Origin of the sequence: Sphingobium sp. AP50 (genome assembly GCF_900109095.1) — a bacterium.
Taxonomy (GTDB): domain Bacteria; phylum Pseudomonadota; class Alphaproteobacteria; order Sphingomonadales; family Sphingomonadaceae; genus Sphingobium.
The window spans coordinates 770,327-784,438 of the sequence record NZ_FNYZ01000001.1 but is presented as its reverse complement, the minus strand read 5'-3'; the positions used below and the strand labels follow the sequence as shown (position 1 = coordinate 784,438).

The 14,112-nt window shown below is 64.3% G+C and carries 17 protein-coding genes; 3 read left to right on the top strand and 14 right to left on the bottom strand.

Annotated features, from left to right (window positions below; all coding sequences use genetic code 11):
• Positions 1-42: 42 nt before the first annotated feature.
• The 3 genes from BMY84_RS03915 to BMY84_RS03905 all read right to left on the bottom strand — a co-directional run bounded on the left by BMY84_RS03915 (position 43) and on the right by BMY84_RS03905 (position 2,767).
• A complete protein-coding gene (locus BMY84_RS03915) occupies positions 43-1,320 on the bottom strand; it encodes an ABC transporter (RefSeq protein WP_177203885.1) in 1,278 nt (425 codons plus the stop codon).
• Positions 1,321-1,433: 113 nt separating this feature from the next.
• Positions 1,434-1,730, bottom strand: coding sequence for a hypothetical protein (locus tag BMY84_RS03910; protein ID WP_093081708.1), 297 nt, complete (start codon positions 1,728-1,730; stop codon positions 1,434-1,436).
• A gap of 41 nt (positions 1,731-1,771) precedes the next feature.
• Complete coding sequence (locus tag BMY84_RS03905) at positions 1,772-2,767, bottom strand: cysteine synthase A (RefSeq protein WP_093081706.1); 996 nt, start codon at positions 2,765-2,767, stop codon at positions 1,772-1,774.
• A 194-nt stretch (positions 2,768-2,961) separates the two neighbouring features.
• Here BMY84_RS03905 and BMY84_RS03900 point away from each other — a divergent pair, with 194 nt between their 5' ends.
• From BMY84_RS03900 to BMY84_RS30345, 3 genes are all read left to right on the top strand, one after another.
• Complete coding sequence (locus BMY84_RS03900; RefSeq protein ID WP_093080760.1) at positions 2,962-3,942, top strand: cell wall hydrolase; 981 nt, start codon at positions 2,962-2,964, stop codon at positions 3,940-3,942.
• 381 nt (positions 3,943-4,323) lie between these two features.
• Positions 4,324-4,452, top strand: a complete 129-nt coding sequence (locus BMY84_RS03895) for an entericidin A/B family lipoprotein (protein ID WP_056683165.1) — start codon at positions 4,324-4,326, stop codon at positions 4,450-4,452.
• A 168-nt stretch (positions 4,453-4,620) separates the two neighbouring features.
• Positions 4,621-4,992 carry an excalibur calcium-binding domain-containing protein gene (locus tag BMY84_RS30345; protein WP_256215035.1) on the top strand — a complete coding sequence of 124 codons (372 nt, stop codon included), beginning with the start codon at positions 4,621-4,623 and terminating at the stop codon, positions 4,990-4,992.
• A gap of 15 nt (positions 4,993-5,007) precedes the next feature.
• Here BMY84_RS30345 and tatC read toward each other — a convergent pair whose 3' ends face one another.
• The 11 genes from tatC to BMY84_RS03835 all read right to left on the bottom strand — a co-directional run bounded on the left by tatC (position 5,008) and on the right by BMY84_RS03835 (position 13,979).
• Positions 5,008-5,787, bottom strand: a complete 780-nt coding sequence (tatC, locus tag BMY84_RS03885) for a twin-arginine translocase subunit TatC (RefSeq protein ID WP_093080758.1) — start codon at positions 5,785-5,787, stop codon at positions 5,008-5,010.
• On the bottom strand, positions 5,784-6,242 hold the full coding sequence (gene tatB, locus BMY84_RS03880; RefSeq protein WP_093080755.1) for a Sec-independent protein translocase protein TatB: 459 nt from the start codon (positions 6,240-6,242) through the stop codon (positions 5,784-5,786). Before tatB ends, tatC begins: the two co-directional genes overlap by 4 nt.
• Positions 6,243-6,271: 29 nt before the next feature.
• Entirely contained in the window at positions 6,272-6,517 is a 246-nt protein-coding gene (locus BMY84_RS03875; RefSeq protein ID WP_093080753.1) for a twin-arginine translocase TatA/TatE family subunit, read from the bottom strand.
• 28 nt (positions 6,518-6,545) lie between these two features.
• Positions 6,546-7,139 (bottom strand): SMC-Scp complex subunit ScpB, encoded by a 594-nt coding sequence (gene scpB / locus BMY84_RS03870; protein ID WP_093080750.1) that lies wholly within the window; start codon positions 7,137-7,139, stop codon positions 6,546-6,548.
• A complete protein-coding gene (locus BMY84_RS03865) occupies positions 7,136-7,921 on the bottom strand; it encodes a segregation and condensation protein A (protein ID WP_093080747.1) in 786 nt (261 codons plus the stop codon). Before BMY84_RS03865 ends, scpB begins: the two co-directional genes overlap by 4 nt.
• On the bottom strand, positions 7,918-8,931 hold the full coding sequence (gene nagZ / locus BMY84_RS03860) for a beta-N-acetylhexosaminidase (RefSeq protein WP_093080745.1): 1,014 nt from the start codon (positions 8,929-8,931) through the stop codon (positions 7,918-7,920). Before nagZ ends, BMY84_RS03865 begins: the two co-directional genes overlap by 4 nt.
• Positions 8,932-9,005: 74 nt before the next feature.
• Positions 9,006-10,073 (bottom strand): Rieske 2Fe-2S domain-containing protein, encoded by a 1,068-nt coding sequence (locus BMY84_RS03855; protein ID WP_093080742.1) that lies wholly within the window; start codon positions 10,071-10,073, stop codon positions 9,006-9,008.
• A 99-nt stretch (positions 10,074-10,172) separates the two neighbouring features.
• Positions 10,173-10,721 (bottom strand): TetR family transcriptional regulator, encoded by a 549-nt coding sequence (locus BMY84_RS03850; RefSeq protein WP_093080740.1) that lies wholly within the window; start codon positions 10,719-10,721, stop codon positions 10,173-10,175.
• 69 nt (positions 10,722-10,790) lie between these two features.
• Positions 10,791-11,513 (bottom strand): SPOR domain-containing protein, encoded by a 723-nt coding sequence (locus BMY84_RS03845; RefSeq protein ID WP_093080737.1) that lies wholly within the window; start codon positions 11,511-11,513, stop codon positions 10,791-10,793.
• 12 nt (positions 11,514-11,525) lie between these two features.
• Entirely contained in the window at positions 11,526-13,253 is a 1,728-nt protein-coding gene (gene argS / locus BMY84_RS03840; RefSeq protein WP_093080735.1) for an arginine--tRNA ligase, read from the bottom strand.
• Positions 13,254-13,370: 117 nt separating this feature from the next.
• On the bottom strand, positions 13,371-13,979 hold the full coding sequence (locus tag BMY84_RS03835) for a hypothetical protein (RefSeq protein ID WP_093081701.1): 609 nt from the start codon (positions 13,977-13,979) through the stop codon (positions 13,371-13,373).
• Between the last annotated feature and the right edge of the window lie 133 nt (positions 13,980-14,112).

Below are 14,112 nucleotides of genomic sequence, written 5' to 3'. Positions count from 1 at the left end.
GAAAGCATGGGTCAGGTTGGGAAAAGACGGTGAAATGCGGGACTAACCGGATTTGTTATCTTTCATATCCCCATATTCTCTTTTTGTTCCGGGGCTAACCTCCGGCCTTTCCCGACGAAACAGCGTCGCACCCACTATCGCCCATATCATCCCAGCAAAAAGCGCCCTGCCGACAGCCTGCGCGACTCCCCGCGCCTCCTGCATCCAGCGTCGTTCGCCGGGGATCGGCGCACCGTCCAGCCAGTGGACGACACGCGCAGGCGTATCGGCCACCCAGTAACGGGGATCGAGCGGGTAAGCGGGGTCGGCGAGCCAGAGCCGGTCGTCGATCGGATCGGCATCGCCCAGCAACAACACCTCTCCCCTGCCCATCTTCTTGCGATTCACGATCCAATCGCCCGGCCCGACGATGCGACCGTCCGGCCCACTCCGAAAAAGCTGCACGCCGGACAGGGTGACGACATAGCCATCGGGCGTCCGCTCGCGCATTTCCGCCGCTTTGATGTCGACGGGCCGGAAACCCCAATGGGTCAGCAGCGGTTGCAACAGGCTGACGGACGGGGCACGGCGGCGGTCGCCCAGCGGCAGGTCCGACGGCCAGCGCAGCAGCGGATCGGCCAGCACCAGCGCCGTGCCACCATCGCGCACCCACTGGTCGATCGCGACCAGTTGGGCCGGCGCCAGCGCGCGCGGCTGGGCCAGCAGCAGGCGGCGTGCGGGCGATGTCTTCAACTGGAGCGGATCATCCATCGGGATGATGGTGAAGCGGGTGCGCAGGATCGAGATAATCGGCGCATCGCGCGGCCCACCCTTTCCCATCTCATCCCAGAAGAGCGGCAGGCCGGTGATGACGGCAAGGTCGGGACGATCCGGGACAGGATTGGCCGGGACAGGATGGACCGGCTGGGCCGGACCGCGCCAGAGGAGCAGGGCAGCGAGCAGCAGAAGCATGATGCTCGTTCCGGCACGCTTCGAGAGAAATCGGGAGGCGGAGGGAGGCGGGCGCAGCAACGCACCGGCGGAACCGGCCAGCATCGCCAGCAGCGACAGACCCATGGCCGCGCCGGGATCGGGTGCACGCCCTGCGGCCAGCGTACAGAAGATCAGCGCCGTCCCGACGCTGCCCAGCGCCACCGAGCACAACATCGCCCAGCCCCGCCGCGCCAGCAGAAACCCCGCCCCCGCCAGCAGCACAGCGGCGGGAACGCCCCAATCCCAGGGATCGGCCTGCCCGGTCAGCAAGGCGCGCCACAGCCCGGCGATAAAAATCGCCAGCGGCACCAGCCAGAGCCAGAGGAATCGCTTCAGGCCTGCCTTCATCGGCGCAAACCAACAAGTTTCGTCATTGCGAGCGTAGCGAAGCAATCCACGGTGCGCCCCTTGGATTGCTTCGCTACGCTCGCAATGACGGGATGGAGTGTTGCCACCCCGCCCTAGCGCTGCTGCTGGGCGGGTTCGCGATTGCGGATATTGGGGTCGGGCTGAAGGTCGGGCACGATCGGCGCCTGTTCCGCCGCAGGCTGCACGCCCAGTTCGGCCAGCGGCTCCTTGGGCGAGACGGCATTTTGCGTCAGGGTCGGCACCACCGGCGGCGGCAGCGCGGCATCATCGATCCGCGCTTTTTCAATGACGATATTGGCCAGGCCCACGAGCAGCACCACACCCGCCAGTCCGGTCAGGCCGATCTGGACGCGCTGTAACCCTTCCTGTCGGCGGGGTGTTTCAGCCATGGTCTTGCTCATATTATCGTCGCCGCGACCCGTGTCGGCGGTCATGCAGTCTGCGCGAGCCAGGGGAAGACCGTCAAGCCCTTAGATTCCAGCCATTGCCGGTTGTAGAGCGTCGACAGATAGCGGAAGCCGGTGTCGCACAATATGGTCGCCACCCGCTTGCCCGGCCCCAATTGCTTCGCCAGCGCCACCGCGCCCGCGACATTGATGCCCGACGACAGGCCCAGACACAGGCCTTCCTCGGCCAGCAGACGGCGGACCCAATAGAGCCCCTCCTCGTCCGAGATACGGAATTGCGTATCGATCGGCGCGCCTTCCAGATTGGCGGTAATGCGGCCCTGACCAATGCCTTCGGCGACCGACGACCCTTCGGCCTTCAGTTCGCCATGGGCATAATAGTTGAACAGCGCCGCGCCATAAGGATCGCTGAGCGCGATGGTGATGCCTTCGTCCTTCGCCTTGAGGCCAAGGCCCACACCCGCGATCGTGCCGCCGGTACCGGCCGCGCAGGTGAAGCCGTCAATCCGCCCTTCCATCTGGGTCCAGATTTCCTCGGCCGTGCCGACGATATGCGCCTTGCGATTGGCGATATTGTCGAACTGGTTGGCCCAGACGGCATTTTCCGTTTCTTCCGCGATCCGGCGCGACGTGTGGACGAAATGGCCGGGGTTGGAATAGGGCGCGGCGGGCACCGTCACCAACTCCGCACCCAGCGCGCGCAGCGTATCCATCTTTTCCCGGCTCTGCGTCTCGGGCATGACGATGATCGACTTGTAGCCCTTGGCATTGGCGACCAGCGCCAGACCGATGCCGGTATTGCCGGCCGTCCCTTCGACAATGGTGCCGCCGGGCTTGAGCAGCCCCTTTTCCTCGGCATCATTGACGATGAACAGGGCGGCGCGATCCTTCACGGAGGCGCCGGGATTAGCGAATTCGCATTTGGCGAAAATGTCGCAGCCCGTTTCTTCCGAAGGGCCGGTGAGGCGCACGAGCGGGGTGTTGCCGATGAGCGCGAGACTATCTGTTTGAAGCAGCATGGCACCCGCATAGCGGAGGCGGCGCGGCTTTGCCAAGCAAGGGAATGCTGCACGGGCAAAAGGGGGGATTTTAACCTTTGCGCCATAGGCCGTCCCATGGCGGCACAGGCGCATCGACGGGGCAGATTTTGCCGGCGAAATGCGCTAAGGGGAGCGCCGACGCTATCGGACAGCACGGATTTTCAGGGCAGGATATGCCGGCATTTGCTTGGTTTCAGGGATGGAAGGGCCATGTCGCGATCGCGCTGATCGCGCTGTTGCTGCTCGTCGCCCCGCGCCTGATCACCGCCGCGCCGCTGGATATGCTGGATAGCGAACAGGCGAACGGCCGCTTCGTCGATCCGGCCGAGGAGTCCGGGCAAAATTTCCCCGGATCGGCCTTCTTCTATGCCGAGGGCGCTTTCGACCCGGTGCCGGGCGTCGATACGGTGCAGAGCGAGCATGTGCTGGGTCTGGAAGCGGTGAAGGCCGCGCCGGCGGCGATCTTCCGCGGGATGAGCGCGCTCGACAGCTATCGCGCGCTCAACTGCCTGACCTCCGCCATCTATTATGAAGCCGCCAACGAACCGGACGAAGGCCAGCGCGCGGTGGCGCAGGTGGTGCTGAACCGGGTGCGCAGCCCGTTATGGCCCAACAGCGTGTGCGGCGTCGTCTATCAGGGATCGGAACGGACCGATTTCCATTGCCAGTTCACCTTCAGTTGCGACGGATCGATGGCGCGGATGCCGGTGGCGGCGGCCTGGGCACGGGCGCGGCGGGTGGCGCAGGATGCGCTCAATGGTCAGGTCTATGCGCCGGTCGGGCTGGCCACCCATTATCATACGCTGGCGGTGCGGCCGCTGTGGTCCTCCAGCCTTCAGGCGGTGGCGGTGATTGGCGCGCATATCTTCTACCGCAATCCCGGTTTCAACGGCACGGCAGCGGCGTTCAGCGACATGTATCTGGGACGGGAGACGATTTCCGGCCCGGCGCGGACATCCTGGCCGGCCAAGCCCGTGCAGCCGGTCGAGATGCTGGGCGCACCCTATATGCCGCCCGCCAGCGCCCTGCCCGCGCCATCCGCTGCGCCCACGCCCGGCTGGAGCGCACCGGCGGCCCCTGCCGCGCCGCAGGACGATCTGCCGGAATCGACCATTCGCCCGGAATATCGCAACAGCGGGCGACCGCTGATCTGACTTTTCTATCCCGGAAGCGGCGATTTTCTTCGAGTTAATGGCCGATAACCATCGAAGTCCTTGTTATGCGGGCCGAATAAAAAAAGCGAAATTTTCGTCCACTGCGGGAACCTTCCCGGGTCATGGAGGGTTCTACATTTCGGATAGCAAATCTTTTGCCCCCCGCTCTTGCTATCCACATAATATGAGCCCGGAACGTATCTCCCCCCGACGCGTTCCGGGCTCAGACTTTTTGGGGCAACTTTCCCTTTGAAATCATTATTCTTTTTGGAAATCATTATTCTTTCCGGCTGCGGAACGGATGTGTGCGACACGGGTTTTCCTCCTGTCGCCGCCATCGCTCCGGCAAGGGCGGCTGCAAGGTTTTGAAGGAGACTTTCGATGACCAAGAAAATTCTGGCCGCTGTCCTGCTGACCGGTTCGCTGATGGTCGCCGCATGCAACACCGTCGAAGGCGCTGGCCGCGACGTGCAAAGCGCCGGCAAGGCCGTGGAAAAGTCCGCCAACTAAGCGCGAACTACCCGGTTCCCAAACAGTCCCTAGCATGGCCCGCCTTCCACATGGAGGCGGGTCTTTTTTTGCCTGACGCTGATCGCCGCACGGGAACGCGATGCTCCAAGCAACCGATCCTTTACCCGATTGGGCGATATCGATCCAATGGTGACAAAGGATTTTGCAGTGAAAGCCGCCCTGTGCGCTGTCGCCATGGGCCTGGCAGGCGGCACCGCTAGCCGTTTCTTCGAAGCACCAACGACACCCCCGGTGCCTACGCACACCGATACGTTATGGACGCCGACCCGCAACAGCATCGGCAAGGAACGGCCAATGTCAGCCGACGATCTCGACCGGCAACAACCCGGTCCGGATAGGAAAGCGCAACCTGCTCCTCGCCCCCGTCAGACCGGAACGGAGACTGGCTGGTCCTATCGCAATTGCGCCGAAGCAAGGGCAGCGGGCGCCGCACCCATATTGCGCGGGCAGCCCGGCTATGGCTCGCATATGGATGGTGATGGCGATGGCATTGCCTGCGAACCCTATCGCAGGCGATAGGGGCAGGCTGCAGCGTCAGGCCGCCGCTTCCTCAGCCGCCTCTTCTTTCGCGACCTTCCGGTCGGTGAACCAGATCGCGATGATCGTAATTTCGTAGAGCAGCAGCAGCGGGATGGCGAGCATCAGCTGCGACACGACGTCGGGCGGGGTCAGCACGGCCGCCAGAATGAAGGCCCCGACCACCATATAGCGACGCATGCCGATCAGTTGCGCGCGCGTCACAAAGCCGGCGCGGTTGAGCAGCATCAGCAGCACCGGCATCAGGAAGCTGATGCCAAAGGCGAGGATGAACTGCATGACGAGGCCGAGATAACTGTCTGCGCTGGGCAAAGCCTCGACCGACAGGCCGCTGCTATTGCCCTGAAACTCCAGGAAGAAGTGGAAGGCCGTGGGCATCACCACGAAATAAGCGAGACTGGCGCCCATCGCGAACAGGAAGGGCGTCGCCAGGATGAAGGGCAGCAACGCCTTCTTTTCCTTGGCATAGAGGCCCGGCGCGACAAAGGCCCAGAGCTGGTTTGCGATGATCGGGAAGGACAGGCAGAAAGCCCCGAAGACCGCAATCTTCACCTGCACGAAAAAGGCTTCGTACAGCTTGGTATAGACCAGCCGACCGCCGCCGTCGCCGAACGCCTCCTTGAGCGGATGCACCAGGATCGCGAACAGCTGCTCCGAAAAATAGAAACAGATCGCGCCGGTGATAACCAGCGCATAGACGCATTTGAGCAGGCGGCTACGCAGTTCGATCAGATGGTCGAGCAAGGGCGCCTTGCTGTCGTCAATATCCCCGATCATGCCGCCGCATCACCCTTGCTTGAAACGCTGGTGTTCGCAACGCTGGCTGGCGCTTCCGCCACATAAGGCGGCTTGTCGAGCGACGGCGACGGCGCTGCGGGGGCCGGTGCAGCCTCCGCAACATAAGGCGGCTTGTCGGCGACGGGCGCAGACTCAGCCACGAATGCAGGCTTTTCCTCGGTCGGCGCGGGCAGCGCTTCGGCAGCGGGCACCACTTCGGGCGGATGCTCGTCCATGATCCGCTTGTTCTGCGCGGCCCATTTCTTTTCCAGCTCTTCCAGTTCCACTTCGCGCACCATGGCGTCGATGCCGGTGCGGAAATGGCGGGCCATGCCCTGCGCCTTGCCCACGATCTGCCCCACCTTGTAGAGCGCGCGCGGCAAATCCTTCGGTCCGATCACGATCACAGCAATGATCACGATCACCAGAAATTCGGACGAATCGATGCCAAACATGCGGGACTATCGGCCTGTGCTGGAGAGGATCAGGCCTTGGTCTTTTCTTCGGTCGCGCTGGGCGTCGGCGCATCCTGTTCGGGCACGCGATGACCTTCGATGCGCGTCGCCGGCTTGGCGGGCGTCACATCGTCATCATCGTCGGCCATGCCCTTCTTGAAGCTCTTGATACCCTTGGCCACGTCACCCATCAGACCGGAAATACGGCCGCCACCAAATAGCAGCATGACGACCAGGAGCACGATCACCCAGTGCATCAGCGAGAAGGAACCCATTTTTCAATACTCCTAGTAGAGCGCCTATCTAGGCGTCTTCCGCATCATTTTCCACAACGGATTGGTCGGCCAGACCCTCCAGCGCCAAATCGACCGGATCGAGCAGGCCCGCCGCCCGCAGATCCTCGATTCCGGGCAGGTCCCGGCGGCTGCTAAGCCCGAAATGCGTCAGAAATTCTACGGTGGTCGCATAAATTAGCGGGCGGCCGGGCACTTCGCGGCGGCCGGCGGGGCGAACCCAGCCCGCCTCCATCAGCACGTCCAGCGTCCCCTTCGCCACCTGAACCCCGCGAATCGCTTCGATTTCCGCGCGGCTGACCGGCTCATGATAGGCGATGATCGCCAGCGTCTCCATCGCGGCGCGCGACAGTTTGCGCTGCTCGTCCTTCTCCCGCCGCAATATATGCGCCAGGTCCGGTGCCGTTTGGAAATGCCAGCGCCCCGCCCGCTCGACCAGATTGACGCCGCGCCCGGCATAATGATCGGACAGCGCCTGCAATGTGGCGGCCAGATCGCCCGCCTCCCCCACATACAGCCGGATTTCCGCCGGGGTCAGCGGCGTTTCCGCCACGAACAGGGTCGCCTCCACGGCGCGCAGATAATCGTCGGGTTCAGACATCATGACAGCGGTCCGTTGGCAGGGTCAGGCACATGAGCGCGCAGATAGATGGGTTCGAAAATGCCGTCCTGCTGAATTTCCAGCCGCCCCTGCTTTGCCAGTTCCAGCGCCGCGACGAAGCTGCTGGCCAGCGCCGACTTCGCCTTGGGCGGATCGATATCGGGCGGCAGAAAGGCTTCGAGCCGGGTCCAGTCGATTGCCGCACCGACCAGCGATCCGACCCGCCGGATCGCCTCATCCAGCGTCATCACCGGGCGGACGGCGATGGTATGAACCACCGGCTGGGTGCGGGCGCGAATCTGGCCATAGGTGGCGATCAGGTCATAGAGGCTGGCGCGCCATTGCGCCTTCTTCACCAGCCGCAACCCTTCGGGCGCGCGGCGCGGGAAGACGTCGCGGCCGATCCGGTCGCGCGCCATCAGCCGGGCGGCGGCATCGCGCATGGCGTTCAGCCGCTGGAGCCGCAATTGCAGGCGCAGCGCCAGTTCTTCCGGACTGGGATCGGGCTGTTCCTGTTTGGGCAGCAGCAGCGCGGATTTGAGATAGGCGAGCCAGGCCGCCATCACCAGATAGTCCGCTGCCAGTTCCAGCTTCAACTGGCGCGCGCTGTCGATGAAGGCCAGATATTGCTGCGTCAGCGCCAGGATGGAGATTTCGCGCAGATCGACCTTCTGCGTCCGCGCGAGGCTGAGCAACAGGTCCAGCGGCCCTTCCCAATGGTCGAAACTGACGGTCAGCTGGTGCGGCGCGGGAACGGCCGGGGCGCTGAACAGCTCGTCGGTCAAGCAGGCACCAGTCCGAGCAGGCTATCGCGGATGGCGAGCAATTCCTCCAGCGGCGGCTGGTCCCCGCCCCGCACGACAGAGGCCATGGCGCGGTCGAGCCGGGCGCGGGACAGGTCGCTGATGTCGGGCAGGCGATCGGCGATGCCGACCATATCGTCCATCTTGCCGAAACAGTTGAGCGCAATGTCGCATCCCGCCGCGATCACGCCAGCCGCCAGATCGGGAATGCTGCCCTTCAGCGCTTTCATGTCCAGATCGTCGGACATCAGCAGGCCGTGAAAGCCGATCCGGTCGCGGATGATGCCGCCGATCACGGTTGGCGACAGGGTCGCGGGGCGCTCCGCATCCCATTCGGTATAGACGACATGGGCGGTCATCCCCATCGGCGCGTGGCGCAGCGTATGGAAGGGCGCAATGTCGGTGTCCAGCGCATTCAGGTTCGCGTCGACCACTGGCAGTTCCAGATGGCTGTCGACCAGCGCGCGGCCATGGCCGGGAATATGCTTGACGATGCCGACCACGCCGCCTTCGGCCAGCCCCTCCAGCGTGGCGCGGCCGAGCGCGGCGACGCGCATCGGTTCGGCGCCCAGCGTGCGGTCGCCCATGATGTCGCTCGCCCCTTCCTGCCGCACGTCCAGCAGCGGCAGCGCATCGACGGTGATGCCGACCTCCGCCAGCGTCAGCGCAATGGCGCGGGCATTGGCGCGCGCCGCCGCGATCGCGCTGGACGGCGCAAGGTCATAGAGGCGATCGAACACCGCGCCCGGCGGGAAGAAAGGCCAGACCGGCGGCTGCATCCGGGTGACGCGCCCCCCTTCCTGATCGATCATGATCAACAGGTCGTCGCGACCATGAAGGTTGCGCAGATCGTCGGTCAGCGCGCGCAGTTGCGCGCGGTCGACGATGTTGCGCTTGAACAGGATATAGCCGGCGGGCTGCGCTTGCGCGAAGAAAGCGCGCTCGTCGGGGGTGAGGATCGTACCGGCAAGACCGAAAATGACAGGCTTCATGCCGCCGATGGTAGCGCCAGCCGCGCGCCCTGTCGAAGCGCAAATGGCAACGCGGCTATAACTATCGGTCGCCGTCAGGCTGGCACGGACGTCGGTTCGGCCGTAGCCGCCTGTTCGGCATCCATCATCGCCTGCAACATACGCCGCCCCTCCACGGCGTTACGATCGGTCTTGATCAGCAGTTCGTCGGGATTTTCCCCGATCACCGCCAGCATCTTCTCAATCTCCTCGGTGGCGAACTTATCCTCCTCCAGCACCGGGCGGAGATAATCGAACATGAAGTCCATGCCCTCCACATCTTCGGACGCCATGGCGAAGAAATAGATGCAACTGCCCGACGTGGAAGGCGTCACCGCGTGATAGACCCGGCTGGTGACGATATTTTCACCCGGCTTTTCGGGATGATCCTGCGGATAGGCCATGTCGCCAATGCCCGCATGGAAACCGGGCAGATAGAAATCCATGCCCGTCACCCGGTCGATCTTGCCCGCATAGCGCCCCGCCGCCGCCATCACCGCCGGGGCGTCGGCATTACGGATATAGCGGCGGCAACTCAGGAAGCCCGGCCGCTTGGTCAGTTCTTCGGGCGCGGAGGCATTTTCAACCGTGCCGATACTGCTGCTATGCAGATAGGCCAGATGCGACAGGTCCAGCAGATTGTCGTTCAGCAACTGATAGCGCCCCTGCACATCCTGCACATAGAAGGGCCGCGCCACCACGCCCGGCCCATTCAGGCCGATCTCGTCCAGATCGGGGAGCAGCGCCACGTCCGCCTTGCCCGCGTCCCCCATCCAGATCCATGCCCACAGCCCATGTTCGACCAGCGGATAGCTGGGGATGCGGTAGCTGCGGGGGACGAAGCTCTGGCTGGGGATGTCGACGCACTGGCCATCGGCGCCAAAGGCGATGCCATGATAGCCGCAGACGATCGCGTCGCCCTTCAGACAGCTTTTGCCGAGCGGGAAATGGCGGTGGGGGCATCGCCCGCCGACCGCGACGGCCTCGCCATCTTCCTTGCGATAGAGGACGACCGGCTGGTTCAGGATGGTTCGCGCGATCAGATCGCGCCCCAGTTCATCGCGGAAGGCCGCGACATACCAGCCGTTGCGAACCGCGAAACTTCCCTCCCGAAATGGGTACATGATGCCTCTCCCTACCCTGCGGGCCGGGCCTGTCGCCTGTTGCGATCAGGCACTGCCCTTCACCTAACAATGTCAAACTAACACCGTTAGATTGCAGCGTCAACGGGCGGGGGCATAGCCCGCCACCAGCGCGTCAAGCGCCCGCACAAAGGCCGCCTCGTTCACCATATGCCCTTGAAGATAGGCGGCATTCGGCCCCTGCGCGAAGCAGGTCCAGCCGGTCACCAACGCCTGTATCGCCGCCTGCATTGCCACGGCATCATCCGCCGCCAGCCCCAGCGCGGTCAGCGGCGCAACGATATCCTGCTCCATCCGGGCCAGTATGGATTCGGGATGGGCCGTCAGCAGGATCAGGCGCCCCGCATCGCGCATATCATTCTGCGCGCGCCACAGCGACAGGCCGAAGGCGCGCAGCCAGGCGCGCCAGTCCGGGCTGGGCGGGATCTGGGAGAGGCAGGCGGCGAACACGCTTTCCGCCAGCAGCGCCAGCAGGGCATTCTTGTCCGCGACATGCCAGTAGAGGGACGGCGCCTTCACCTCCAGCCGTGCCGCAAGCCGGCGCAGGCTGAGTTGATCCAGTCCCTGCTCGTTCAGAAGGTCCAGCGCCGCAGCGGCGATGGTGTCGCGGGTCAGTTTCTTGTCGGCCATGCGGCCTTGTCGATCAGGCCGGCGCTATTGTCCACCGCATCAGGTGTTCACGGCGCCGACCCGGACCGATCAGTTGACGACCATGCAGCTTTCGCCCGCGACCTTCAGCTTGCCGCAGATCATGCTGGCCTGCCCACCGGCGCCCGCGCGCAGGCGGTAGACGGTGCCGCCGCCGACTTCGGCCGGTTCCACCGACATGGCGAGCGGCGCGAGATAGGCGAAGCGCTTGGACAGCTTGGTCCAGGCATCCTTCGCGCCCGACGCGCTGCCATAGGCGCCAAGCTGGATCATGCCGCCGCCTGCCACCTTGGGCGCTGCCGCCTTGGGCGCGACGCTGGTTTCGTCGGTCACGCGCGCGCTGACGCTGGCCGCCGGCTTGGCAGGCGCGGCCGGCTTGGCGCTGGCCGGAGCGGGCGCGGTCTTGGCGATCGGCGCTTCGGGCACGCGGCTGGGATCGATCCGGCCGTCGCGGGCCACGCCCTCGCTCGCGGCAAAGCTGGCGTCACCTTCGCCGTCGAACTTCTTGGCGTCGGCCTCATTGGCGGCGATCTTGTAATTGTCCGTGGGCGCGGCGATCAACTGCCCCTCGCCCGCGCTGCCGCCGCCATTGCGATTCTGCATCCACCAGACACCCGCGACCACCGCGCCGATCAGCGCGAGGCCCAGTATGATGAGGCCGAGCAGACGAAGCGGAGAAATGCCCTCCTCATCGCCATCGTCCATCGCGGGTTCGAGCCAGGGCAGACGATCCTCATCGTCCAGATCCAGTCGTCCGCGCGCATAATCGCTCATAGTTTCAGCGCCTCACTGCATTTCCGTCAGGGCCGCAACGCCCATCAGCGCCAGACCGTTGCGGATAATCTGCCCTATTCCCTGCGCGAGGAAAAGCCGGGTGGCGGTGATCGCCGGATCATCGGCCAAAATCACGCGCGCACGCGGATCATCATTGCCCATATTCCACCAGCCATGGAAGGCGGAGGCCAAGTCATTGAGATAAAAGGCAATACGGTGCGGTTCACGGGCCTGCGCCGATCCTTCCACCACGCGCGGGAATTGCGCGGCGAGCTTGACCATGGCCAGTTCCGCCGTCCCAAGAAGGGACAGGTCGGGCGCGGGCAAATCGATCCCCGCTTCCTGCGCGCGGCGGCCAAGCGAGCTGATACGCGCATGGGCATATTGCACGTAGAAGACAGGATTGTCCTTCGATGCTTCCACCACCTTGGCGAAGTCGAAGTCCATCTGGGCGTCGGCCTTGCGCGTCAGCATGGTGAAGCGGACCACATCCTTGCCGACTTCCTTCACCACATCGGCCAGCGTCACGAAATTGCCCGCGCGCTTGGACATCTTCACCGGCTCGCCATCGCGCAGCAGGCGGACCATTTGGATAAGCTTGACGTCGAACCGCGCCTTGCCCTCGGTCAGGGCGGCGACGGCGGCCTGAATGCGCTTGACCGTACCTGCATGGTCCGCGCCCCAGATGTCGATCAACTGGTCGGCCGACTGCGCCTTCTGGAAATGATAGGCCATGTCGGCGCCGAAATAGGTCCAGCTACCATTCGACTTCTTGATCGGCCGATCCTGATCGTCGCCGAACTTGGTCGAGCGGAACAGCGGCAGTTCCACCGGCTCCCAATCGTCGGGCAGTTCGCCCTTGGGCGCTTCCAGCGTGCCATCATAGACCAGATCATGCGCGCGCAGCCAGGCTTCGGCCTGTTCGGGCTTGCAGGCTGCCTGCAACTCGGCTTCCGACGAGAAGACGTCGTGGACGATTCCAAGCTGCGCGAGATCGCTGCGGATCATGTCCATCATCTTCGCGACGGCGAAAGTGCGGAACAGCACCAGCCAGTCGCCTTCCGGCGCCCCGACATATTTGTCGCCATAGTCGGCGGCCAGCGCCTGCCCCACCGGGACCAGATAGTCGCCCGGATAGAGGCCTTCGGGGATCGCGCCGACATCCTCGCCCAGCGCTTCGCGATAGCGGACATGGGCCGATCGGGCGAGCACATCCACCTGACCACCCGCGTCATTGATATAATATTCGCGGATCACCTTGTGCCCGGCATATTCCAGCAGCGCGGCGAGCGCGTCGCCCACCACCGCGCCGCGGCAATGACCCATATGCATGGGGCCGGTCGGGTTGGCCGAGACATATTCGACATTGACGGTGACGCCCTGCCCGAAATCGGACCGGCCATAATCGGCGGCATCGGCATGGATCGCGGCCAGTTCTGCCCGCCAGGTCGGATCGGTCAGGGTCAGGTTGATGAAGCCGGGGCCGGCGATCGTCGCGCTCTCCACCTCGTCCAGAGCCTGCAACTTGGTCACGATCGCGTCGGCCAGCACGCGCGGATTGGTACCGGCGGGCTTGGCCAGCACCATCGCGGCATTGGTCGCCAGATCGCCATGCGACGGATCGCGCGGCGGCTCGACCGTCACCGGCTTGCGGTTGAGACCGGCGGGCAAGCTGCCCTCGGCCTCCAGCGCGTCAAGCACGGCGTCGAGATGGGCGGTGAAACGGGTGTAAAGGGACACGGGACGAAACTTTCCTACAAGGTCCGTTCGCCCTGAGTCTGTCGAAGGGCCGCTCTTTTCTTCAAAAAAGGGCTGGGCTTCGACAAGCTCAGCCCGAACGGTTGAATGGGGCCGCGCTTAACGGGTCGCGTTATATTTGAGCTGGTCCTGGGTCAGGTTGAAACCCACGAGCAGCTCGAAGCTGGTTCGCTGCAACGCCGCCTTGACGTCCGGCTGGGCGAAGGGATCGATCGCGGCGTCGGCATCGCCAGCCTTGCGCTTCTGCGTGATCTTCTGCTGGATTTCGGCGGGCAGCGTGGCGGCGGCCTTTTCGACATAGGCGCCGGCCTTCGCCTGCGCGCTGGCGCGATATTCACCGGCCGCGAAGTTCAGCGTCACCTGACCCAGCCGCTTGGCGACCACGGCATTGCCGCCGCGCACCACGACCGAGAAATAGGGCAGGATCACCTGCCGCGCAGCGCTGGCGTCGCTGCGGCGCGCGTTCACGGCGAAGGTGGCTTCGGTGTAGAATTGCGCGCCCTCCGAACAAGTGGAGCGCAGATCGGTAATGTTGGCCACCACGTCGATAGCCGAAGCGTCAGTGCTGCCGGCTGGGCTGAACAGGGTGATATCGCCGGTCTGCGCCGGGATCGCCGCCGTCGGGCAGGCCGAACGGACCGAGACGATACCGCCGGTGGGGTCGATCTCACCCCGGCGCGAGCAACCCGCCAAAGCCAGTGCCAGCATAGCAGTCAGGGCGATATTAGACAGTTTCACCAGCAGATAATCCTTCGCAAAGCCCACATGACCAGACGCTCTGCGCTTCCTTATCCATCCCCCACGTCCGAAGCAACCGGAAGGAGGCGGCTTTCCTCTTGGC

Coding starts and splice junctions, on each gene's coding strand:
- BMY84_RS03915 (WP_177203885.1), bottom strand. CDS start 1,320: ATGAAGGCAGGCCTGAAGCGATTCCTCTGGCTCTGGCTGGTGCCGCTG.
- BMY84_RS03910 (WP_093081708.1), bottom strand. CDS start 1,730: ATGGCTGAAACACCCCGCCGACAGGAAGGGTTACAGCGCGTCCAGATC.
- BMY84_RS03905 (WP_093081706.1), bottom strand. CDS start 2,767: ATGCTGCTTCAAACAGATAGTCTCGCGCTCATCGGCAACACCCCGCTC.
- BMY84_RS03900 (WP_093080760.1), top strand. CDS start 2,962: ATGCCGGCATTTGCTTGGTTTCAGGGATGGAAGGGCCATGTCGCGATC.
- BMY84_RS03895 (WP_056683165.1), top strand. CDS start 4,324: ATGACCAAGAAAATTCTGGCCGCTGTCCTGCTGACCGGTTCGCTGATG.
- tatC (WP_093080758.1), bottom strand. CDS start 5,787: ATGATCGGGGATATTGACGACAGCAAGGCGCCCTTGCTCGACCATCTG.
- tatB (WP_093080755.1), bottom strand. CDS start 6,242: ATGTTTGGCATCGATTCGTCCGAATTTCTGGTGATCGTGATCATTGCT.
- BMY84_RS03875 (WP_093080753.1), bottom strand. CDS start 6,517: ATGGGTTCCTTCTCGCTGATGCACTGGGTGATCGTGCTCCTGGTCGTC.
- scpB (WP_093080750.1), bottom strand. CDS start 7,139: ATGATGTCTGAACCCGACGATTATCTGCGCGCCGTGGAGGCGACCCTG.
- nagZ (WP_093080745.1), bottom strand. CDS start 8,931: ATGAAGCCTGTCATTTTCGGTCTTGCCGGTACGATCCTCACCCCCGAC.
- BMY84_RS03855 (WP_093080742.1), bottom strand. CDS start 10,073: ATGTACCCATTTCGGGAGGGAAGTTTCGCGGTTCGCAACGGCTGGTAT.
- BMY84_RS03850 (WP_093080740.1), bottom strand. CDS start 10,721: ATGGCCGACAAGAAACTGACCCGCGACACCATCGCCGCTGCGGCGCTG.
- BMY84_RS03845 (WP_093080737.1), bottom strand. CDS start 11,513: ATGAGCGATTATGCGCGCGGACGACTGGATCTGGACGATGAGGATCGT.
- BMY84_RS03835 (WP_093081701.1), bottom strand. CDS start 13,979: ATGCTGGCACTGGCTTTGGCGGGTTGCTCGCGCCGGGGTGAGATCGAC.